General features: G+C 70.1%; 22 protein-coding genes. 1 reads left to right on the top strand and 21 read right to left on the bottom strand.

What is annotated here, in order from left to right; genetic code table 11:
• Positions 1-253: 253 nt before the first annotated feature.
• On the bottom strand, positions 254-1,462 hold the full coding sequence (locus AC0VYN_RS23100; RefSeq protein WP_106517283.1) for a hypothetical protein: 1,209 nt from the start codon (positions 1,460-1,462) through the stop codon (positions 254-256).
• 142 nt (positions 1,463-1,604) lie between these two features.
• Between AC0VYN_RS23100 and AC0VYN_RS23095 the strand changes: the two genes are divergently transcribed.
• A complete protein-coding gene (locus AC0VYN_RS23095) occupies positions 1,605-2,135 on the top strand; it encodes an NUDIX domain-containing protein (protein ID WP_475532517.1) in 531 nt (176 codons plus the stop codon).
• A gap of 20 nt (positions 2,136-2,155) precedes the next feature.
• Here the strand turns inward: AC0VYN_RS23095 and AC0VYN_RS23090 are convergent, their stop codons facing one another.
• The 20 genes from AC0VYN_RS23090 to AC0VYN_RS22995 all read right to left on the bottom strand — a co-directional run bounded on the left by AC0VYN_RS23090 (position 2,156) and on the right by AC0VYN_RS22995 (position 18,513).
• On the bottom strand, positions 2,156-2,692 hold the full coding sequence (locus AC0VYN_RS23090) for an NUDIX domain-containing protein (RefSeq protein ID WP_475532516.1): 537 nt from the start codon (positions 2,690-2,692) through the stop codon (positions 2,156-2,158).
• Positions 2,689-3,534, bottom strand: a complete 846-nt coding sequence (locus AC0VYN_RS23085; RefSeq protein WP_475532515.1) for a class I SAM-dependent methyltransferase — start codon at positions 3,532-3,534, stop codon at positions 2,689-2,691. Before AC0VYN_RS23085 ends, AC0VYN_RS23090 begins: the two co-directional genes overlap by 4 nt.
• A gap of 60 nt (positions 3,535-3,594) precedes the next feature.
• Positions 3,595-4,524 (bottom strand): DUF2797 domain-containing protein, encoded by a 930-nt coding sequence (locus AC0VYN_RS23080; protein WP_475532514.1) that lies wholly within the window; start codon positions 4,522-4,524, stop codon positions 3,595-3,597.
• Positions 4,525-4,560: 36 nt separating this feature from the next.
• On the bottom strand, positions 4,561-5,253 hold the full coding sequence (locus AC0VYN_RS23075; protein WP_475532513.1) for a dTMP kinase: 693 nt from the start codon (positions 5,251-5,253) through the stop codon (positions 4,561-4,563).
• On the bottom strand, positions 5,250-6,329 hold the full coding sequence (locus AC0VYN_RS23070; RefSeq protein ID WP_475532512.1) for a hypothetical protein: 1,080 nt from the start codon (positions 6,327-6,329) through the stop codon (positions 5,250-5,252). Before AC0VYN_RS23070 ends, AC0VYN_RS23075 begins: the two co-directional genes overlap by 4 nt.
• Positions 6,326-7,153: a hypothetical protein gene (locus tag AC0VYN_RS23065; protein ID WP_475532511.1), complete on the bottom strand. Its 828-nt coding sequence runs from the start codon at positions 7,151-7,153 to the stop codon at positions 6,326-6,328. Before AC0VYN_RS23065 ends, AC0VYN_RS23070 begins: the two co-directional genes overlap by 4 nt.
• Positions 7,150-7,779: a GTP cyclohydrolase I gene (folE, locus tag AC0VYN_RS23060; protein ID WP_475532510.1), complete on the bottom strand. Its 630-nt coding sequence runs from the start codon at positions 7,777-7,779 to the stop codon at positions 7,150-7,152. The genes AC0VYN_RS23065 and folE overlap by 4 nt, the downstream gene beginning before the upstream one ends.
• 61 nt (positions 7,780-7,840) lie before the next feature.
• Positions 7,841-8,587: a 7-carboxy-7-deazaguanine synthase QueE gene (locus AC0VYN_RS23055; protein WP_475532509.1), complete on the bottom strand. Its 747-nt coding sequence runs from the start codon at positions 8,585-8,587 to the stop codon at positions 7,841-7,843.
• Positions 8,584-8,994, bottom strand: a complete 411-nt coding sequence (locus AC0VYN_RS23050) for a 6-pyruvoyl trahydropterin synthase family protein (RefSeq protein WP_475532508.1) — start codon at positions 8,992-8,994, stop codon at positions 8,584-8,586. Before AC0VYN_RS23050 ends, AC0VYN_RS23055 begins: the two co-directional genes overlap by 4 nt.
• 143 nt (positions 8,995-9,137) lie before the next feature.
• Positions 9,138-9,452, bottom strand: coding sequence for a DUF6082 family protein (locus AC0VYN_RS23045; RefSeq protein WP_475532507.1), 315 nt, complete (start codon positions 9,450-9,452; stop codon positions 9,138-9,140).
• 273 nt (positions 9,453-9,725) lie between these two features.
• On the bottom strand, positions 9,726-10,304 hold the full coding sequence (locus AC0VYN_RS23040) for a DUF6624 domain-containing protein (protein ID WP_475532506.1): 579 nt from the start codon (positions 10,302-10,304) through the stop codon (positions 9,726-9,728).
• Positions 10,301-10,864, bottom strand: coding sequence for a hypothetical protein (locus AC0VYN_RS23035; protein WP_475532505.1), 564 nt, complete (start codon positions 10,862-10,864; stop codon positions 10,301-10,303). The genes AC0VYN_RS23040 and AC0VYN_RS23035 overlap by 4 nt, the downstream gene beginning before the upstream one ends.
• Positions 10,865-10,947: 83 nt before the next feature.
• A complete protein-coding gene (locus tag AC0VYN_RS23030; protein ID WP_475532504.1) occupies positions 10,948-11,427 on the bottom strand; it encodes a helix-turn-helix domain-containing protein in 480 nt (159 codons plus the stop codon).
• 24 nt (positions 11,428-11,451) lie between these two features.
• Positions 11,452-12,681 carry a cytochrome P450 family protein gene (locus tag AC0VYN_RS23025; protein ID WP_475532503.1) on the bottom strand — a complete coding sequence of 410 codons (1,230 nt, stop codon included), beginning with the start codon at positions 12,679-12,681 and terminating at the stop codon, positions 11,452-11,454.
• A gap of 18 nt (positions 12,682-12,699) precedes the next feature.
• Positions 12,700-13,872: a cytochrome P450 gene (locus AC0VYN_RS23020; protein ID WP_475532502.1), complete on the bottom strand. Its 1,173-nt coding sequence runs from the start codon at positions 13,870-13,872 to the stop codon at positions 12,700-12,702.
• Complete coding sequence (locus AC0VYN_RS23015; RefSeq protein ID WP_475532501.1) at positions 13,869-14,471, bottom strand: GTP-binding protein; 603 nt, start codon at positions 14,469-14,471, stop codon at positions 13,869-13,871. Before AC0VYN_RS23015 ends, AC0VYN_RS23020 begins: the two co-directional genes overlap by 4 nt.
• Positions 14,449-14,805, bottom strand: coding sequence for a DUF742 domain-containing protein (locus tag AC0VYN_RS23010; protein ID WP_475532500.1), 357 nt, complete (start codon positions 14,803-14,805; stop codon positions 14,449-14,451). Before AC0VYN_RS23010 ends, AC0VYN_RS23015 begins: the two co-directional genes overlap by 23 nt.
• A complete protein-coding gene (locus AC0VYN_RS23005) occupies positions 14,802-15,212 on the bottom strand; it encodes a roadblock/LC7 domain-containing protein (RefSeq protein ID WP_475532499.1) in 411 nt (136 codons plus the stop codon). Before AC0VYN_RS23005 ends, AC0VYN_RS23010 begins: the two co-directional genes overlap by 4 nt.
• Positions 15,209-16,669, bottom strand: coding sequence for an ATP-binding protein (locus AC0VYN_RS23000; RefSeq protein WP_475532498.1), 1,461 nt, complete (start codon positions 16,667-16,669; stop codon positions 15,209-15,211). The genes AC0VYN_RS23005 and AC0VYN_RS23000 overlap by 4 nt, the downstream gene beginning before the upstream one ends.
• A complete protein-coding gene (locus AC0VYN_RS22995) occupies positions 16,669-18,513 on the bottom strand; it encodes a glycoside hydrolase family 15 protein (RefSeq protein WP_475532497.1) in 1,845 nt (614 codons plus the stop codon). The genes AC0VYN_RS23000 and AC0VYN_RS22995 overlap by 1 nt, the downstream gene beginning before the upstream one ends.
• Between the last annotated feature and the right edge of the window lie 190 nt (positions 18,514-18,703).

Raw genomic sequence — 18,703 nt, 5'->3', positions numbered from 1 at the left:
ACGCAGGATGAACGAGCGCAGGGCGGCGTACGGGATGCATGGGGCTCCTCGGGGTGAGATGCGGACAGGTGATCGGGTAACGGCGGTTCTGCTGTCGCCGTAACGGGTGGATGCGGGCGAAATCTAGAACCTGATTTCGAATACCGGGCCCTCTTCTTCTGTGGTCGGGTGGGACGGGTCGTGATGCTGTGTTCGATCACTCATGTGGGTTGCGGTACCTCCTGCGGGGGATTGCCGGGGGCCGCCTGGTCGGTCATGGCGTGGCGAGGTCCGGGCGGAAGGCGATGGCGTCGCGAAGAAAGCTGCGCTTGGAGTAGAAGGTGTGCTCGGCCGCCCAGCCGCGATGGGCGAGGTACTCGCAGAGCCAGCTGTCGATCCGCTTCATCTCGATGAGGACCTCGTCCTGGTCGTGGTCGAGGATGCTGCGCGAGCGGAGGTACTCCAGCTCGCACTGGGACAGCACTACGTCGGGGGCCGCCAGGAGGGCGCAGCGGTCGAGGAAGATGCCGTAGACGTGTCCGGTGCGCATCGACTCGCACTGGATGTCATAGCGGACGCGCTGGAAGGGCGGCATGGCCCGGACCTGGAGGCCCAGGTCTTCGCGCAGGAACGTCTCGAAGCGGTCAGGGGTGATGTCGAGGCCAGGGGTGAGTTCCTCGCGGCGGGCGAAGGCGTCCTCGGTGAACCACTTCCGCTTGAGCACGTGCCCGGCGGTGACGGTGGGGATGAAGGAGGCGTAGCCGATCTCAGGCTCAGGGCCGGTGACGTCGAACAGATAGTTCTCGGTGTGGTGGATCTGGAACTCTTCCCGGTACTCCGGACGGCAGCCTTCCAGCTTGCCGTCGCGCAGTGCCTTGAGCAGTTCCATGGACGCGGACCAGATGTCCGGTGCCGGGTCGAGGGTGTACTTGAACTCCAACTCGGTGCCGGAGAAGTGCTTGCGGAAGTACCGCAGGTGGTTGTTGAGCGCCCTGCTCGACTCGGCGTGCGCCGTCAGCACGAGCCCGAGCCAGCGCAGTTCCTCGACCGGGCCATGGCCGACTGGTTCTCGGGTGGTGCGGACGAAGCAGGCGTCCTCGGGGTGGAAGCGAATCTGCGCGTACGCGTGGTAGCCGCCGCCGGGGTGTTCGGCCAGGTAGCACAGCGGCACCAGGCCGGGGGCGGCCTCGGTGCCGACCAGGCCGCGCAGGGCAGGGCCGGCGATGGCGTCGGGGAACAGTTCGCCGCCGTCGATCCTGACCGCCCCGAGCCGGGTGCCGCCGAGGTGCAGCGCTTCGGCCAGGCAAGGCCCCAGCACGTTCCAGCGGACGATCACGGTGGTGGCCGGCCGGCACACCTCCTGCGGCGGCACCCGTACGAGCACGATCGGCTCGTCTGGTCGCCGTGGCGCGGTGCGGTTGAGGAGGTGGACGCCGCCGAGGACGACCCAGGCCCCCCGGTCCGAGGTCTGCTCATCGTGCACGCTGGACTCCTTCGTGTGAAGCGGGCCCCACGGGTGATCGCCCTGCAGCCCGAAGGGGCCACCGGGTCGGCCGGAAACCCCCGGATGGCTGCCTGCTCGTCGCTGCGACGTCCGGCCGGTTCCTCGGCCTAGGGTGGGACGGGTGAGTCATGGTGAAGTCGGTCAGGTGATCTTGGAAGAGGCTGTTGCGGATGCCCGCCTCGCCGCATGGGAGTTCGACGGTGCACGGGCCTGGCTGGAGGAAGCCAGTCGGCATCCGATGGAGCCTCTGGCGGCCGAGGTGTGGGTCACCGACCCTGCTTTCGAGCACGTCCTGCTGGTCAAGCACCGCGTGCGCGGATGGGTGCCGCCCGGCGGCAAGGTGGAGCCGGGCGAGGCGCCGCGTGCGGCGGCGGCACGAGAGCTGCTGGAGGAGACCGGCCTGCGCAGCGAGCTGCTGCCCGAGCCCGCAGCCGTGGCGGTGCGTTCCTACCGTGCCGACTGGTCTCCGACGCTGGGCCTGTCCTATGCCGCGGTCGTCGGACGCGACGTACCGCTCGCCGGGGAGCAGAACCAGCCGGCGGCATGGTTCCGTCTGGACGCCGGCTGGGACAGCGTCTTCCCCGAGGACCGTGAGCGGATCCGTGCGCACGCCCGCCGCCTTGCCGCCGGCCGGGCGGTCGGCTCCCGCTGAGGTAGGCCCTTGGTCGCCGTTCACAGGACGGCCTCGATCCGATCGAGGTCGGCCGAGGGCAGGGTGACGAGCTCAAGGTCGTGCAGGAAGCGGCACCACACCGGCTCCAGGCCGGGTTCGCGCTCGAACTCCTCACGGTCCAGGCACCCATTGGCGTACGCGGCGGTCCGCAGCGCGTGCTGCTGCAAATGGTCGGGATGGACCCACCGAGGTGCGCGGACCTCCCGGGGAGAGGGGCACAGCGACCCGGAGACCTCGGCCTGGAAGATCCACCAGTGGTGGCCGACCGGACCGCTGGGCGTGCGGCGGCAGCGGTTGGGCCGCCACTGATCCAGCAGCAGGTGCAGGTGGGTGACGGTGAGACCGACCTCTTCGGTGACCTCGTCGCGGGCGGTCTGCTCGGGGCCGCCATGCTCGTCGACGTGGCCGGCGACCGGGGCGATTCCGGCCGGAGGAGTCGCCCGCTCGAACACCAGCAGGCCGCTCGGGGAGGAGATCAGCACTCCGACGCTTGCGTGGTCACAGAGGCGGACCCTGCCGCCGGGCGCCGGGGTCATGCGGCGGCCTTTGGCCGTTGGGCGACGACGACGAGCCAGCTCGTCACGGCCGGGGCGTCGGGGGTGGTCATGGCGTAGGCGGTGTCGAGGATCTGCATCCGCTGGGCGTGGGTGAAGTCGCCTTCGGGCTGCGCGAAGACAGGGATGGACAGCCACGCCTTCTTCTCGGCCATGGTGCTGTGCTGGGCGGTGACTTCTGTGTCGACGACCGTCAGTCCGGCTGCTGTCAGCTGCTCGGTGACTGTCTCCAGCGGCAACTTCGGCGGCCTGTCCGCGTCGCGAGGCGGTGGGGTGTATCCGTGGGCCTCAGCGGCGACTTGGCGGATGAGGGCGTTGAGGGAAGGCCCGGTGCGGGCGGACAGTTCGTCGGGGTGCCGGACGCCGGCGAAGCCGCCGCCGATGTTGAAGACGAAGTGCCCGCCTGGGCGCAGGATGTGGGCGACGGCCGCGAACACTGCGGCGGTATCGGTCTTCCAGATCGCGGAGTTGCACACCACGGCATCGGCGCTGTTGGCGTGCAGGTGGTCGGCGAGCCGTTCGGCCGGGGCGGTGATCCAGGTCAGGCGGGCGTCGGTCAGGGTACGGCGGCCGACACGCTGCATCGCGGCGGCGTTGTCGACGGAGACGACCCGGGCGCGGGCCGGAATCAGGTCGAGGATCGCGCGGGCGGTCGCGCCGGCGCCGCCGCACAGGTCGACCACCAGGCTGGCGTCGGCCAGATGGCCTCGGCGGGCGAGGTCGCGGCTGGTCGCGTCGTACATGGGGTGGGCGCGGGTGAAGGCGTTGTACGCCTCGGCGTTGCTGTCCTCGTCCCAGCCGAGGATGGCGTCCTGGGGTGCCATGTTGCTGTGGCCTCGCTTCTCAGGGCGGCCCGGCAGTGCAGGCCGGGCGTTCGGGCAGGGTCAAAAGAGCGCGGACTGTACGGCGGCGGGCGGTGAGGAGAACTGTGCGCCGAGGACGATGCGTCGGCCCTTGAGGGTGCCGAGGTCGAGCAGGTAGGGCAGTTGTTCACCGTCGCCGTCGAGGGTGGCGAGGACCTGGGAGCCGAGGCAGGAGAGCACCGTCAGCCCGTGCTCACCGGAGCGTGGGTCGTGCGGGTACAAGGCGCGCCCGGTCTCCGGCGTCCGCAGCAGGTCGCCTTCGCCGGGCGGTGTCCACGGCTCCGGTGTGGCCGGGACGTTCAGGCCACTCAGGGCCTCGGTGGCGCGGTCGAGGTGCTGCTGGTGGGCGGCGCGGGCCGGGGCGAGGTCGCGCAACTCGGCCAGGGCCGTCAGCTTGGCCGCGGCTCGCACGGTCTGCGTGAGGCCGAGGTGGCGGGTGAGGGCATCCTCCAGAAACCGCACGGCGCGGCCGTCAGGACTCTGGGCGAGGTAGGTGGCGATCAGGGCGCCCTGTTCGTCGAGGCGGGAGCGCTTACGGGGTTCGGCCGCAGTGCCGATCTTGGTGGTGCCGTCGGCGAACGTCGCCAGGTACAGCCAGTGCGGCTGGGCCATGTACGCCGCCAGGGCCTCGGGAACGTGCCCGCCGGAGTGGAACCGGTGGGCGAAGCGGAAGTCGTCCCGCCCGGCGCAGGCCGGGCACTGTCCGCCGGACTCGGCCGGGGCCCGGTCAGGGCAGGCGACTGCCTCGACGCGGACGCGGTCGGCGAAGCGGTACCGGCCGGTGCACCACCGGCCGGTACCGCTCACCTGGTAACTCAGGCGCCTGCCCGTGACCGGGGCGTAGACGAGTGGTCCGCCGGTCACGGGGGCGAGCAGAAGACGGGGGTCTCCGCTCGCCCAGGTGATGCCGTGGCAGACGTATGTCCCGCTGGCGGGCAGGGCCTGGTCCATGGTGCGTTCCTTGTCGATCGGGGAGGGAGGGCCGGGTCAGACGGTCAGGTGCAGACGGTCGGCCAGGGCAGCGGCGGCGGCCTTGAGGACCTGGTCGCGGTCCAACTGGGCGACGTCCAGCGTCAGCCAGGCGCCGCGCTCCGCCTGTTCGCGCATCTGGTCCAGGACGGTGTCCTGGTAGCGGATGAAGTCCTCGTCACCGCCGCCGGCGTGGCCGGCCTCCAGGGAAGTGAACGAGCCCTTGCGGACGAGAGCCTCGCGGGCACCGATGTTCAGGAAGAACACCAGGTCCGGCTTCGTCAGATGCGCGAAGACCTGCTCGCACAGGCGGGGGGATACCTCGGGGTTGACCGCGTACCGGGCGAGGATCTTGTGGTGCGCGTTGTCGAGGATCACGTGGGTGCCCGCGGCGAGGGCCGGCTGGATGACGAGCCGGTCCTGCAGGGTGTACCAGGAGGCCAGGGCCAGCAGCCAGTAGTGGTCGCCGCATGCCTGGGCGACGCGGGCGTCGCGCCGGTAGACCAGCTCGTTGAGGCGGTCGAGGTAGGCGGACAGCTCCGGGTCCTGGGGGACGTCGGTGCTGTGCTTGCCGATGAGGACTGCCGTCTGGCCGGCGTCGTTCAGGGCCTGGTGCAGGCGGGCGGCGAGGGTGGACTTGCCGGCCCCGTCACCGCCGACGAAGGTGATCAACTTCCCGGCTGCGGTGGTGGTCGGCGCGTTCGCCGTCATCGGGATTCTCCCAGGGTGTGGGTCGGGCTGGCGGTCAGGCGGCCGGTGATGATGGTGCGGATGCGGTCCACCAGGACGGCGCGCCGGCGCAGGACGTCGCTGTGACGCTCATTGGACAGGTCGGCGGGATAGTGGGTGGCGAGGTTGTTGGAAATGACGTGGAGGTAACCGAATCTGATCCCCGCCTGGCGCGCCGCCGCCCCCATGGGGCCGATCTCCGGGTCGACGAAGGCGTACGAGGCGGTGTGCTGGACCAGCCAGTCGCGGTTCTCCAGCAGGATCGACGGGGAGGAGACGTGCAGGCCGCTGTGCACCCCGTCGTGGGCGGCGGCGTAGTCGCCGAAGAAGTCGTCCCAGCTCACCATCGCCCCGCGTACCAGGCTGGTGTTGCCGGTCGCCAGCCAGGTGTTCGGTTCGACGCCGGGGGTCAGCGAGCCGACCTTGCCAACGTAGACGACGTCGCCAGCGCCGAGTTCGGCAAGGCGCGCGACGACCCGCCCGGCCACGTCCCCCCAAATGCTGTGGAGGAACCCTAGGTAGACCACGCGACGGCCGGCAACCTCGGTGCGCTGCCAGGCGTAGCCGGGCCCGCGGGTCCACACTCCGTTCTCGGGAGCGAGGTACTGAAGGCCCCAGCCGACGATCACCAGGTCGCCGTCCAGTTCCAGGTCAAGCGCGTTGAGCGCCGTTCGGCACTCCTCCTGCTCGGGCGGCTGATAGGTGACGGTGTCGGCCGGGCGGCCGGTCATGGCCAGGTACGTGGCGATGATCAGGGCGTAGTGCTGGACGTAGTCGGCTCCGGGGAACGCCTTGACGACGAGGTCACGGCCGCGGACCTCTGCGGTGGGCCGCTCGATGTTGAACAGCTTCCCGGTCTTCTCGTACCGGGAGACCACCGCCGTGCGGTCGTAGCCGCCGATGACGCGGATGCTGTCCCAGTCCTGGTCCTGGATGAGGTGGTGGACCTTGATCTCCAGGTAGCGCAGCAGCCTGGCCTGGGTCATGGTGTGCCCGGCCGGCTGGATCGGGGCGGCGCGCAGGAGCCCGGGTGCGGGGTCGGCCAGCAGGGGGGTCATCGGTGCTCCTCGGCGATCGTCACGGTGCTGCCCGCCGCCGCGCGGACGACGTAGATGTTCTTCCGGATGAGGTCGAACCGGTCCTCGGGGATCGGGCCGAGCTGCTCGATTCGGGGCGTGGAGGGCTTCTCGTACGGCCCTTCGGGCAGCAGGGCGACGCCCATGGCGCCGAGGATGACCGGGGCCGCGCCGTCCACCGAGGAGATCCACTCGTGCTTTCGCTGCTCGATCAGCTCCAGGTGTCCGGTCCGGCCCAGACCGAGCAGCCGGTAGACGAGCAGACCGTCGACCAGGCCGTGCTCCTGCAGGTAGGCGGTTGCCAACCAGCGGGTGCGGCACAGCTGCTCGTCGGGATCCGGTCGACGCGAGGCCGGCAGGGCGATGGCCCCGGCCCAGTCGCTGGTCACGAAGGCGTCGTAGGTGCGCAGCCACTCGTCATCGTCCGCGGCGTGTAGAACCGCGCACAGCCGGAATGCATCGCCGGACAGCTCCCGGATCTCTCGCGCGGCCTTCTCGCTCGCCTTCAGGGTCGCGGCCCCGTCCCGCATGACGTCCGGCAGGATGATCTCCCTCGCGGACACCGCCAGCGCGGCTTCGACGAGGCTTTCCGCCGGCAGGGCGTAGCCGAGGTCGAAGAGCCCGTTGTCGACGATGATCTCGGCTCCGCGCTCGGCCTCGCGAGCGAAGAAGGCCCGGTAGGTTTCGTCGGACAGCACGTGCTGGGCGGCCACGTGATGGACGCGGGCCGGCTCCTGGGCGACGAAGTGCTCCAGGTAGGCAGGCGGAGCGATGACGGAGAAGTCGATGCCGTCGGTGGTGATCACGGCGCCCCCCACAGGCCGGTGGTGAGGGCGAGAAACTGCTGGGAAAGGACGGGGTCGGTCCTGAAGCGCCCTCCCGAGTGCACCGTGGTGGTGCGGGCCTCCTCCATCCGTACGCCCCGCATGCTCATGCAGAGGTGCACACCGCGCACGGCGACGGCGACGTTCTCGTGTCCGATCACGCCGTTGAGGTATTCGGCGACCTGGCGGGTGAAGCGTTCCTGGACCTGCAGTCGGCCGGCGAAGTGCTGGGCGATCCGCCCGAACTTCGACAGGCCCACCACCTCTCCGTCCGGCACGTATCCGGCCGTGACATGCAAGTTCATGGGCAGCATGTGGTGCTCGCAGAGCGACCACACGCTCATGCCGCCCACGATGACCAGCTGACCACCCAGATTGGACTCGGTGAAGCAGGTGGCCGTTGCGGCGCTGTCCGGGGACAGGAAGGCGTTCCACCAGGCCGCGACGCGGTCCGGGGTGCCGGTCAGCCCCTCGCGGGCGGGGTCCTCGCCCAGCTCGACCAAGAGCTGGTGGATCAGGCCGGCGACCCGGCCGGTGTCGATGACCGCAGCGGGCCCGGGGACGGCGGCGGTCGGCGCTGCTGCCGGGCTGGCGATAGAGGTCGTCATGGGCGTCTCTCGTTTCCGGGGACTGGGGGAACGAACGGATGGGGCGTGGTGGCGCGCGCGGTCAGCGGCCTCGGGCGTCCGCGAAGGCCAACACGTGGAGCCGGGTGGTGAAGTACCAGCGCCGGGCCGCGACTGCGTCCGCGAGGACCCGCGTGGTCGCGGTGATCGCCTCAGTGGTGGCGCCCTCCGGCATCACCCACACCGGCGTCAGCCGGTGGGTATCGGCAAGCTCCGCGATCCGGTCGAGGTCGGCCACTGTTGAAGCCACGAACTTGAATGCCGCCCGCTCGGAGGCCGCGAACGCCTCGAGCGCGGCGGGCACGAGGCTTTTGGCCTCCTTCACGCCGAAACTGGCGAGCTTGGGCGAGACATTGAACCGGACCCCGTCAACCACCAGCTCGGGGGCGGGCGCGATGGTGCCGTTCGTTTCGAACTCGACCCGCTTCCCTGCGGCCAACAGCCCCCGGATGAGAGGTACCAGGCGCGTCTGCTGGATCAGCGGTTCACCGCCGGTGATCACGACCAGCTCGACCGGTGACGACGCGGCCCAGGCCACCAGGTCCGCCACGGATCGCTTCGTCGACTCCTTGCGCTGGTCGAACCGGGACCAGTCCCAGGTGTACTTCGTGTCGCACTTCGTGCAGGTCAGGTTGCACCGGGACAGGCGGATGAACAGAGCAGGGTGTCCGCAGCTCGGGCCCTCACCCTGGAAGGTCGGCACCTCGGCACCGAAGCACTCCGCGACGATCAGCCGGAACTCGGCATCGCCCGCCGTCGGTCCGCCGGTGACCGGCTCAGGCGTGGTCACTGACCCTCCGCATCGAAGCGGGCCCAGCTGCTCCCGGTCTCGCGGACGAGGACAGCCGCCAGGCGGCCGGGGATCGTCGGCTGGAGGTTCTGGATGAACCAGCCGGCCAGGAACTGGGCGAGGCGCTCCGAGGTCGGCTCGAAGGGGAGAACCTCGTGCAGGTTGTGGTGGTCGAGCTCGGTGTCCAGGAACTTCTTGAACGGGGCGAGCGCGCCGAAGTCCGTGACGAAGCCGGGCTCCTCCAGCGAGGGAGCGGTGAGGATGACCTCGACCTCGTAGCTGTGACCGTGCTGGCGGGAGCACTTGTGCCCGGGCGGCAGTCCGGGCAGCCGGTGGCCAGCCTCGAAGTCGAACTTCTTACCGATGGTGAAGGCACCGGGAGCCAGTGGAACGGTACTGAAGTCCATATGTGTCCTTTATGAGTTGGGGATGGGGCTGCTTCGGTCACCGGATGGATTCACTCAGGGGCTGGTAATCGGGTTCGAGATCCGGTAGGAGGCGGTTCCCGCACCTGTCAGAAGCCCTGGGTGGCGGCGAGGCAGCCGCTTCTTCAGGCGGTTGCGGGCTGTTTCTGCGGGTGTGCCTGCGCGGCCTTGTTCAGGGCCTCCGTGAACCGCTCGGCACGCCTGTCGCCCTCCGCTTCCTGGGCGCGGAGGTCCCCGAAACGCGCCCAGTACTTTCTGCAGACCTCGCTGTCCATGAGCATCGAGGCGTAGAAAGGCAGTTGTCCGTCGCGGACGAAGCCCAGACGGTCGCGCAGGCTGAGGATGCAGATCAGCTGGTTGGCCTTCAGCAGCTGCATGTACTCCTCGACGCTCATGCCGTCGGGCGTCCAGAGCTTCGCGAGGTCGGGGTTCGTGGACATCTGCGTCAGCCAGTGAGCTGGTTCCGCGCGACGACGACCTCGTTCCTCTCGGCCTGGTGCCGCGCGTCCTGGCGGAGTCGGGCGACTCCGACCACGGCGGTGGTGAGCTTCATGCGTCAACGGTCCTTTCGTAGAACGGTTTTATGAGGCGCACGAGGAGGTCGCCCGGCCCCGAGGCCGGTGAGGGCCGGGTCTGTAGGGCCACCTCGGTGCAACCTGCGGCAGGGCTTGCTCCGCCGGCCCCGGTGATCAGGAACGGGACTTCGCCTCCCGTCATGCGGCCCCCGCAAGCAAGACGGTCGGAGAGTCCCCGTCACCGCACATGGATGCGAGTCGGTGGCGCACCTTCTCCAAAGCGACGGCGACCGGCGGGAGCCCCACGCTGGCCCGTCGCGGGTCCAGGGTGTTCGGCTCACGCACGGGGCACAGCTCGATCCCATTGGCGCCGAGGAGAAATTGGGTGCCGAACTCTTGGTCGTGCCCAGTGTTGATCAGGGCACGGTCGTGGAGATGCGCCCAGTGCTGAATCGGTGCGTCGTCGGCTTGGACGGCGCGGCGCAGCAGGACGGCGGCTGCCCGCTGGAAGTCGGGTTCGTCGTTGGAGTGGAGGGCGATACTCCAGGCGGCGCGTGCGGCGTCGGGGCCGACGAGGCGATGGCCAGGCCAGCAGTCGTGGTCGGCCAGGATGCGGCGCAGCACCTTAGCGCTGGCATGGTCGGCGTGCCGGCCCCGCCCGAGTTGGATGGCGTCGAGCTGGTTACGGACGCGTTGTGCCCGGCGTGCCGCCGACTGTTCCGCGAGGGTGATCAGCTCGCGGGCGACGTCCGGCCGTAGCGGTTCGGTGGTCGTCACGCGATGCTCCGCACGTCTGCGGCGGACTGCAGCTCGCGGACACTGCAGCCGACGAGCGCGCTTAACCCTGGCCGGTGCTCCGCTGTGAGTTCGAGGCGGGCGACTCGCTCGCCGGTCTGTCCGGTTCCAGAGCCGCGAATGTCCCAGCTCATGTCGGTGAGGCGGTTCAGGAAGCGGGCGATGGGGTCGGCGTCGAGGGGGTGGCGGGCCAGGGCCTCGGCCCGTACGTGCGGCAGGTCGAGGCGGGCGGCGAAGTCGGAGGCCCAGAGGGTGATCAGCCGGATCGTGTCGTCGGAGCGGTCGGGGAGGGTGTGGAGGTGGCCGAGAGAGAGGCAAGGGCCCTCGCCCCAGCCGAGGGCGGGCTCGCGCTGAAGGATCACGCAGGCGAGCAGGAGTCCGTCCTCGATCAGGCCGGCCGGCTCCGCCTGTGGGTCGCAGAAGAGAGCGGGGATGTCTGCGCGGGCGGGTACGGGCAGACCGCGGAGGGTGAGCCAGCGCTGACGGTCCTGGACGAGTCCGGCGGCTTCGGCCCGTTCGGCGTCCGTGCGCAGCGAGCGCATCTCGTAGACGGGAGGTAACGGTGCCGGGCGCTGGTGCAGGGGCGCGGGGGACTGCTCGGCGGCTGCGGGAACGGCGGACGTGTTCACTGGCTCGCTCCGCTCTGCACCGTGCTGGTCTGCTTGGCGGTCAGCAGGTTCCAGCCATGAGCCCAGGCGACCAGCCGGGTGGTGTCCGGCGCCCCGGTGTCGGCAAGCAGTTGGTCGAGCGCCGCGCGCAGGTCCGCGGGGGCGATGTTGGCGCCGTGTGCGATGTCGAGCGGCTTGCTGTGCTCGGTGATGGCCCTCAGCAGCTTGGTCTGCTCGGTGCTCAGGTTGGGGGCGGGCGTGTCCGGCGCCGGAGCCGTGGCCTCGTTTGCGCTGAGAAGGCGGTGGGTGACGACCGCGAGGGAGCAGCGTTTGGGGCAGTGCAGCTTCCTGCGCAGGGACAGCATGTGGGAGCTGACCGTGTGGTGCGACAGCGTCTCGGTGGCGGCGATCTGGCGTGTCGGCAGACCGTTCACCACATGCTGGGCGATGCGCCGCTCGGACGGGGTCAGCGGTGTGGTCGGTGCGGGGGCGGTCATGGTGGTCTTCCTCGTCGTTATCGGTCAGCGGCTCGACGTCGGGCGCAGGCGCACGGGCACGGAGGTGTGTCCGTTGCTGATCAGGCTCGGCAGCCTCTTCAGCGCGGCCCGATTCGTCGCGAGTTGGGCGTCGGGGAAGCGCTCAAAGAGCAGGCGCAGCGCGGTGGCGACTTCGAGGCGGGCCAGCGGGGCGCCGAGGCAGAAGTGGACGCCGTGCCCGAAGGCCAGGTGTTCCTTGCTGGGGCGGGTGGCGTCGAAGCGGTCGGCGTCCTTGTGCCAGTCGGGGTGCCGGTTGGCGGCGGCGTAGGAGGCGAGGATGGCCTCGCCGGTCTTGATCGTCTGCCCGTCCGGGAGGGGGATGTCGGTGCGGGCGTAGCGCAGGGGAAGGTGCTTGACTGCGGGCTGGTGGCGCAGGGTCTCCTCGACCACGCCCTGCCAGGTGCAGCGGCCGTCCCGGACGTGGGCGAGCTGCTGCGGGTCGGACAACAGGGTGGTGATGGCCTGGTCGATGACGTTGACGGTGGTCTCGTACCCGGCGCTGATCATCAGCAGGAGCGTGTCGCGCAGCTCGGCGTGGCTGAGGGCGGAGCCGTCTTCCTCGTCGCGGGCGGCGATCAGCTGCGAGGTCATGTCATCGCCGGGCTCGGTGCGCTTGATCTCGATCAGGGCGTCCAGCAGGCCGTAGAGGGCGGCGGTGTTCATGGCCTGTTCCTCCGCGGAGAGGTGGGTGGCGAACACGTTGTCCACGACGGTGCGGAACTCGGTGCGTCGGTCTGCGGGGACGCCCATGAGCTGGCCGATGACGGCGATCGGGAGCGGGTAGGCGAGGTGCTCGCGAAGGTCGGCCACTTCGCCGGCCGGGAGGTCGTTGAGGTCGTCGAGGATGCTGTTCACGAGGGCCTCGATGTCCGCCTGGAGGGCGGCGGTGCGGCGCGCCGAGAGGGCGGGGGCGACCATGCGGCGCAGGCGGCTGTGGTTGTCGCCGTAGGCGGTGAACATGTTCTCCACCGCCACCCACAGGGCCAGCGGCCAGGTGGGGACGGTCTCGGCGAAGGCCGGCCAGTGGGCGCGGCCGTCCTTGGAGACGGCCTTGCTGGTCAGAAGCTGCTTGAGGAGGGCCGGGTCGGAGACGGACCAGGCACGTACGCCGAGGATGTCCACCAGCGTGGCGGAGCCGCGCTCGCGCAGGGCCTGGTGTTCGGCGTCCGGGTCGGATCCGGTGGGGTCGAGAACGAGTATCTGCTGTTCGGACACGGTCGGTCTTCTCTCAGCTCAGGGGAAGGTGACGGGCAGGGCGACCAGCGAGCGGTGGAAGGGGCCGGGGCGCCAGACGAGGTCGTCGCGCTGGCCGTCGAGGTCCATCTCGGGCAGGGCGTCGAGGACGTGGAGGATGGCTGCCTCGGCGATGAGGTAGGCGTGCGAGCTCGCCGGGCAGCTGTGCGGGCCGGCGCCCCAGGCGAGGTGCGCCCGGTTGCCCAGCGGCCGGTGGGATCCCAGGGCGGGGTCGTTGTTGCAGGCGGCGTAACTGATCACCACCGGCTGGTCGGCTGGCAGTAGGAAGCCGCAGATGTCCACCGGCCGGGGCGGGTAGGTCATCGCGAAGTTCGCGAGCGGCGGGTCGCGATAGAGGACGCTGTCCAGGGCCTCGCGGACGGAGGCATCGCCTGCGTGCAGGTCTCCGGAGAACTCGCTGTTGGTGAGCATCTCCAGGAGGGTGTTCGTGATCAGGTTGGTCAGGGGCTCAATGCCCGCCCCGTACAGGGTGATGAGCTGCTGGCCCATCTCGGTGTCGTCCAGCCGGGCGACGTGGACGAGGAGCCTGCTGGTCACGTCGTCGCCGGGCTGTCGGCGGCGCAGGGCGACGAGGTCCGCCACAGCCTGGGCCATGATCTGGTTGCCGATGGAGGCGTTGACCCCGTCGAAGATCTTCGCCATTCCGTCCGCGATCCGGTGGCCGACCTCGTCGGGGCAGCCGAGCAGGTGGCTGAGCGTCTGGAACGCGAGGGGCCAGGCGTACTGCGACAGCAGGTCCGCCTTGCCGCCGGCCCTGAAGGCTTTGATGGTCTGCTCGGCGACCAGCTCGACGTGGTCGCGCAGAGCGTGCTGGTCGACAGCCCCGAGGGCTGCGGTGTTCGCGGCACGGTAGCGGGCGTGCTCGGCGCCGGCCGAGCGCAGGGCGTTGGGGCGCCACTCCATCATTGGCCGGATGGGGCAGGTGTCGGGGACGGATGTCTGCCACCTGCGCGGGTCGGCGGGGAAGCGCTGCGGGTCGCCGAGGATGCGGCGGGCCTCCTCGTACCCGACGACCAGCGTGGCGGGCACGCCGGGGGCCAGGTCCACGGGGACCAGGGGGCCGAACTGCTGGCGCATGCGCTGGTAGGCGGGGTGCGGATTCTGGGCGAAGTCCGGCTCGTACAGGGGGATGCGGTGGGTCGCGGTGCTCACGGTCGGGGCTCCAGACGGTGCGCGAGACGGGCGAGGTATTCGGTGAGCTGGATCAGGGCCTGCATGCAGGACGCTCGCTCGCGGGCATCGCACACGGTCAGCGGCGTGTGTCCCTCCAGGGCGAGGGCCTCGTGGACTTCTTCGAGCGGGTGGCGGGGGGCGCCGTCGAACTGGTTGACCGCGACTGCGTAGGGGACGCCGTTCTCTTCGAGGAGGCCGAGGATTTCGTGGGAGGCATCCAGGTCGCGGGGGTCGACGAGGACCAGGGCACCGAGGGCGCCGATGATCAACTCCTGCCAGAGGAAGCTGAATCGAGCCTGGCCCGGGGTGCCGAACAGGTAGAGCACGAGGTCGTCGCTGAGGTGCTTGCGTCCGAAGTCCACGCCGACGGTGGTGGTGGACTTGGCAGGCGTGCGGGCCAGGTCGTCGACGAGGGCGCTCGCCCGGGTGATGCTCTCCTCCATGTGGACCGGAGGCACCTCGGAGACGCTGCCGACGAAGGTGGTCTTGCCCACGCCGAAGGATCCGGCGACCACGATCTTCGCGGTATCCGTCACCGTGCGCGCGACGAACCGGTCAGGCGTGAGCGCGGAGGCCATGGAGAACCCTTTCGATGAGTGAGGCCGGGGGCCGGTCGTCGTCCTGGCCTTGGGCGAGGGTCATCAGTCCGTGTTCGATGAGGTCGGCGACGAGGATCCGGGTGGTCGAGGGCGGGAGGGTGAGTGCGGAGGCGATCTCGGCGACGGCCAGTCCTCCGCCTTGCGCGGGTGCGAACAGGGCGACCACGCGACGTGCGTCGGGGTTGAGGTCGGGACGGGTGCCGGTCGCGGCGAAGACCAGGCTCTCCAGGCGCACGTCCTTGCTGGGGCGGGTGCGTCCGCCCGTGCGGACGTAGGGCCTGACCAGATCCGGGTCCTGCCGCGGCCTGCTCATGCCGGCGTTGCTTCTGTGTTGTCGGCGATGCGCGTCTTGACCCCCAGCTGGTCGCCCACGCTCGCGGCCAGGCGCAGGGCGGCCTCGCTGATCACACCAATGTCCGCGTGGGGGCTGTCGGTGCGGACCGCGAGCATGGTGTTCTCGCCGGCCGGGATGAGCAGGGAGATGTGGTCGACCGACTCCATGACGAACTGGCGGACGCCGCCGCCGTTGGTCTCCCGGTCATAGGCCCGCGACGCTCCCCACAGCGTGGAGGCGATGGCCGAGATCTTCTCGGCACGCTCGCGCGGCAGCCGGGGGGTGTGGGCCGGGTTCATGCCGTCCGCGGCGACCAGCACGGCGTACTCCACGCCGGCGGTGTCCTCCAGGCTTTCGAGGAGCCAGCCGATGTTCTTGTCGGTCATGTGTCGTGTCCTTGGTCGTTGTTGGCGGTGGGAACGTGGGTGTCCTGCTCGGCGCGGGCGCGCTGGGTGCCGCGGGCCCAGTCGGCGATCACGCTCGCCCGTCCCGGCTCGGCGTTGGCAGGGCGGGAAACGGGGGCGGAGGCGCGTGCGGCGCGGCGGCTGCGCACCGTCAGTCCACTGGCGGTCGTGCGGACAGTGGAACGCTCCTGGGCGGATTCCCCGGTCGTCGGCGGGACGGGGGTGAGCGCGAGTTGTGTGGCTACCCGAACAGGGGCGAGCGCAGGGAGCCGGCCGGACGGGGCAGAGGCGAGAGCAACTGACGGGTCCTCCAGCGCCGCCTGCGAAGATGCCGGCGCCTGGGACACCGTGGTGAGGAGGTCCTGGGGGAGGGTGAGGAGCGCGCGGGTGCCCAACAGGGAGTTGGGCGCCTGGACATCGACCCGGAATCCGTAGCCGCGCGCGAGGGCGGCGGCAACTCGGAACCCGGTCTGCGGGCGGGCGCCGAGCTGCGTGATGTCGTCCGTGCGCTGCCCGGTGAGGATGTCACGGGCGCTGTCGAGCTGCTCCGGCGTCATCTGCAGGCCGCTGTCGTCTACGAAGACGGTGACTCCGTGGTGGCCCTGTTCGAAGGACACGTGCACTCTCGACTGTGGTGGCGAGAAGCGCAGCGCGTTGTCCAGCAGGAGCGCGAGGGCGTGCACCACGGGCCCGACCACGCGGGTCTTCACCGCGACGGTGAGTTCCTGGGGCTGTACGCGCTGGTAGTCCTCGACGTAGCCCATCGCGGCCCGCACCACATCGGTCAGCGTCGTCGTGGGCCAGTGCCGGGTCAGCTTGCCACCGGCCAGGATGGTCCAGCCTTGAGCGACCAGCAGCATCTGCTGCACGGTGTGATCGATACCGGTCAGCGTCTCGAACGCGGCGTCGTCCTCGTGCTTGCGCACGCCCTCGCTGACCTTGCGGCTGGTCTTGGCGGCCATGCCCACGAGCGCCGACGACACGCTGCGCACTGCGGCCTCGGTCGACCGCACGGCAGTGGCACTTACGCGAGCGATCTCTTCCTGCGCGGCGATGTGCGAACGCCGCAACTCCTCCGCCCCGAGCGTCTTCGACTGCTCGATCTCCTGGTGCGCCGCGTACTGGATGTCGCGGACCACGGCCTGGACGACGCCGGCGGTGCCTTTGACCACGTTGGTCAGTTGGTCACCGACCGCGGTGCCGGCCAGTTCCGGTGCGGGGGCTGGCACCGTGATCCGACCGCCCGACTGGTGGATCTGTGGCAGCGTCTCGTGGACCAGCTTCTGCAGGGCACCCTCGGTGGCCTGTTGTTCGCGGGCCAGGAGGTGTGCCTGCCGCCGCGTCTTCTGCCAGCGGTGATGGGTAACCCAGGCCGCTGCCACGGCGACGATGGCCGCGGCGGCGAGCACGATGACCACGGGGGTGGCGGTCGTGTTCATCAGACACCCGCCGCCAAGAGCACGTCGGCCTCGGCTGCAGGCGCCCCCAAGTCGAGCTGCTGCAGCAGGAGCGCGGACCCGATCACCCCGATGTGGCTGTACGCCTGCGGGAAGTTGCCCAGTTGTCGCCCGGTGGCGGGGTCGTACTCCTCGGCAAGCAGGCCGAGGTCGGTGCGCAGGGTTAGGAGCCGGTCGAAGAGAGCGTGGGCTTCGTCCAGGCGGCCGGTCAGGGCGAGCGCGTCGACCATCCAGAACGAGCAGAGCAGGAAGGTCCCCTCATCACCGTTCAGGCCGTCGAGCCCGATGCGGTCGCCGGCGGTCGGGTATCGCCGTACGAAGCCCTCCGGGGTGGACAGTTGCTGACGTACGGCCTCCACCGTCCCGAGCACGCGGGGGTCGTCGGGAGGCAGGAATCCCACCCGGGGGATCAGCAGGAGGGCGGCGTCGACCTCCTGTGATCCGTAGGACTGGGTGAAGGTGTTGCGGACTGGGTCGAATCCGCGCGTGCACACCTCGTGGTGGATGGCCTCGCGCAGTTCAATCAGGGCGAACAGGTCGGCGTCCAGGGCGCCGGCCTCGATCAGGCGGATGGTCCGGTCGATCGCGGCCCAGGCCATGACCTTGGAGTGCACGAAGTGCCGGCGCTCACCTCGGACTTCCCAGATTCCCTCGTCGGGCGTCTGCCACCGCTCGGCGAGGTGCTCGACCAGCCGCTGGTGCAGGACCGCGGTGTCGCCGCAGCGGGCTACCCCGCTTTGGTGGGCGAGGTACAGAGTTTCGATCACGTAGCCGTACACGTCGAGCTGCAGCTGGTCCGCAGCCCCGTTGCCGATCCGGACGGGTGCGGAGTTCTCGTAGCCGGGCAGCCACCGCAGCTCCTGCTCGTGCAGATCCCGCTTCCCGGTAATGCCGTACATGATCTGCAGGTTCTCCGGATCTCCAGCCACAGCCCGCAGCAGCCACCGCCGCCACGCTTCGGCCTCCTGCCGATAACCCGAACCGAGCAGGGCACCCAGGGTGGTGGAGGCGTCGCGCAGCCAGGTGTAGCGGTAGTCCCAGTTCCGGCGACCACCGATCTCTTCCGGCAGCGACGTCGTCGGCGCCGCGACGATGCCGCCGCTGGGGGCGTACGTCATCGCCTTCAAGGTGATCAGCGACCGGACGACTGCTTCCCGGTGTGGGCCGTCGTAGGTGCACCGGCTCGTCCAGTCCTCCCAGAACGCGAGGGTCTCGGCGAGCGCCGCCGCGGGATCCGGAAGCTCTGGCGCGACACCGTGGGAGGGCCCCCAGCTCAGCACGAAGGCGATGCTCTCGCCGGCGGCGACCGGGAAGGAGCTGACGATCGCGCCGTCCTTCTCAACCTGCCCGATGGCCGTATCCAGCCACAGGGCGTCCCCACCACCCTCGGCGACCATGCGTCCGCCCAGCTCATGGATCCACGGGCTGACCCTGCCGTAGCCGGGACGGGCACGCAGCGTCGAGACCATCACGACCTCGCCGACCGTTCCCTCCACGATCCGGATCACCTGCGGTGCCCCGTCGCGCGGCGGCATGAAATCGGTGACCTTCGCGCTGCCGGAGGGCGTCGTCCATACCGTCTCCAGCACGAGGGACTCGCCGACGTACCGCGGCTCGGCAGCCGCACCGGCACTCCCTTCGTACGCAGCGGCCGGTGCTATGCGCCACGCTCCGTGCTTCTGCGTGCCGAGCAGCGCCGCGAAGGGGGCCGGCGAGTCGAAGCGGGGCAGGCACAGCCAGTCAATCGAGCCGTCGTCGCAGACGTGGGCACTGGTCTGCATGTCGCCGATCAGGCCGTATTGCTCGATACGCGGAAGGCGTTTCATCGTGTAGATCTCCGTTAGGCACCGCGAATCCGCGGAGGGCTTCAGGGCCGTCGAAACGGCCGGCGAACTGTCGGTGGGGTGAGACTGGTGGTCACCGGTGAGGCGTGGACTCGCACCGCGCCGGTGCGGGTTCCTCGTCCGCGGACAGGGGGCTGATTGCGCGATCACCTCGGAGAACCAGCCATGCCGT

Source organism: Streptomyces sp. 63XJN7_1_ISO-PGPR-S23-121 (assembly GCF_056173025.1).
The sequence above is the reverse complement of the archived record's forward strand: the minus strand, read 5'-3'. Positions and strand labels throughout refer to the sequence as shown.

Excerpts from the sequence above, each read along its gene's own strand:
- AC0VYN_RS23090 (WP_475532516.1), bottom strand. The coding sequence starts at position 2,692 with ATGACCCCGGCGCCCGGCGGCAGGGTCCGCCTCTGTGACCACGCAAGC.
- AC0VYN_RS23085 (WP_475532515.1), bottom strand. The coding sequence starts at position 3,534 with ATGGCACCCCAGGACGCCATCCTCGGCTGGGACGAGGACAGCAACGCC.
- AC0VYN_RS23080 (WP_475532514.1), bottom strand. The coding sequence starts at position 4,524 with ATGGACCAGGCCCTGCCCGCCAGCGGGACATACGTCTGCCACGGCATC.
- AC0VYN_RS23075 (WP_475532513.1), bottom strand. The coding sequence starts at position 5,253 with ATGACGGCGAACGCGCCGACCACCACCGCAGCCGGGAAGTTGATCACC.
- AC0VYN_RS23070 (WP_475532512.1), bottom strand. The coding sequence starts at position 6,329 with ATGACCCCCCTGCTGGCCGACCCCGCACCCGGGCTCCTGCGCGCCGCC.
- folE (WP_475532510.1), bottom strand. The coding sequence starts at position 7,779 with ATGACGACCTCTATCGCCAGCCCGGCAGCAGCGCCGACCGCCGCCGTC.
- AC0VYN_RS23050 (WP_475532508.1), bottom strand. The coding sequence starts at position 8,994 with ATGGACTTCAGTACCGTTCCACTGGCTCCCGGTGCCTTCACCATCGGT.
- AC0VYN_RS23045 (WP_475532507.1), bottom strand. The coding sequence starts at position 9,452 with ATGTCCACGAACCCCGACCTCGCGAAGCTCTGGACGCCCGACGGCATG.
- AC0VYN_RS23035 (WP_475532505.1), bottom strand. The coding sequence starts at position 10,864 with ATGCGCTCGCTGCGCACGGACGCCGAACGGGCCGAAGCCGCCGGACTC.
- AC0VYN_RS23030 (WP_475532504.1), bottom strand. The coding sequence starts at position 11,427 with ATGACCGCCCCCGCACCGACCACACCGCTGACCCCGTCCGAGCGGCGC.
- AC0VYN_RS23015 (WP_475532501.1), bottom strand. The coding sequence starts at position 14,471 with ATGGCCTCCGCGCTCACGCCTGACCGGTTCGTCGCGCGCACGGTGACG.
- AC0VYN_RS23010 (WP_475532500.1), bottom strand. The coding sequence starts at position 14,805 with ATGAGCAGGCCGCGGCAGGACCCGGATCTGGTCAGGCCCTACGTCCGC.
- AC0VYN_RS23005 (WP_475532499.1), bottom strand. The coding sequence starts at position 15,212 with ATGACCGACAAGAACATCGGCTGGCTCCTCGAAAGCCTGGAGGACACC.
- AC0VYN_RS23000 (WP_475532498.1), bottom strand. The coding sequence starts at position 16,669 with ATGAACACGACCGCCACCCCCGTGGTCATCGTGCTCGCCGCCGCGGCC.
- AC0VYN_RS22995 (WP_475532497.1), bottom strand. The coding sequence starts at position 18,513 with ATGAAACGCCTTCCGCGTATCGAGCAATACGGCCTGATCGGCGACATG.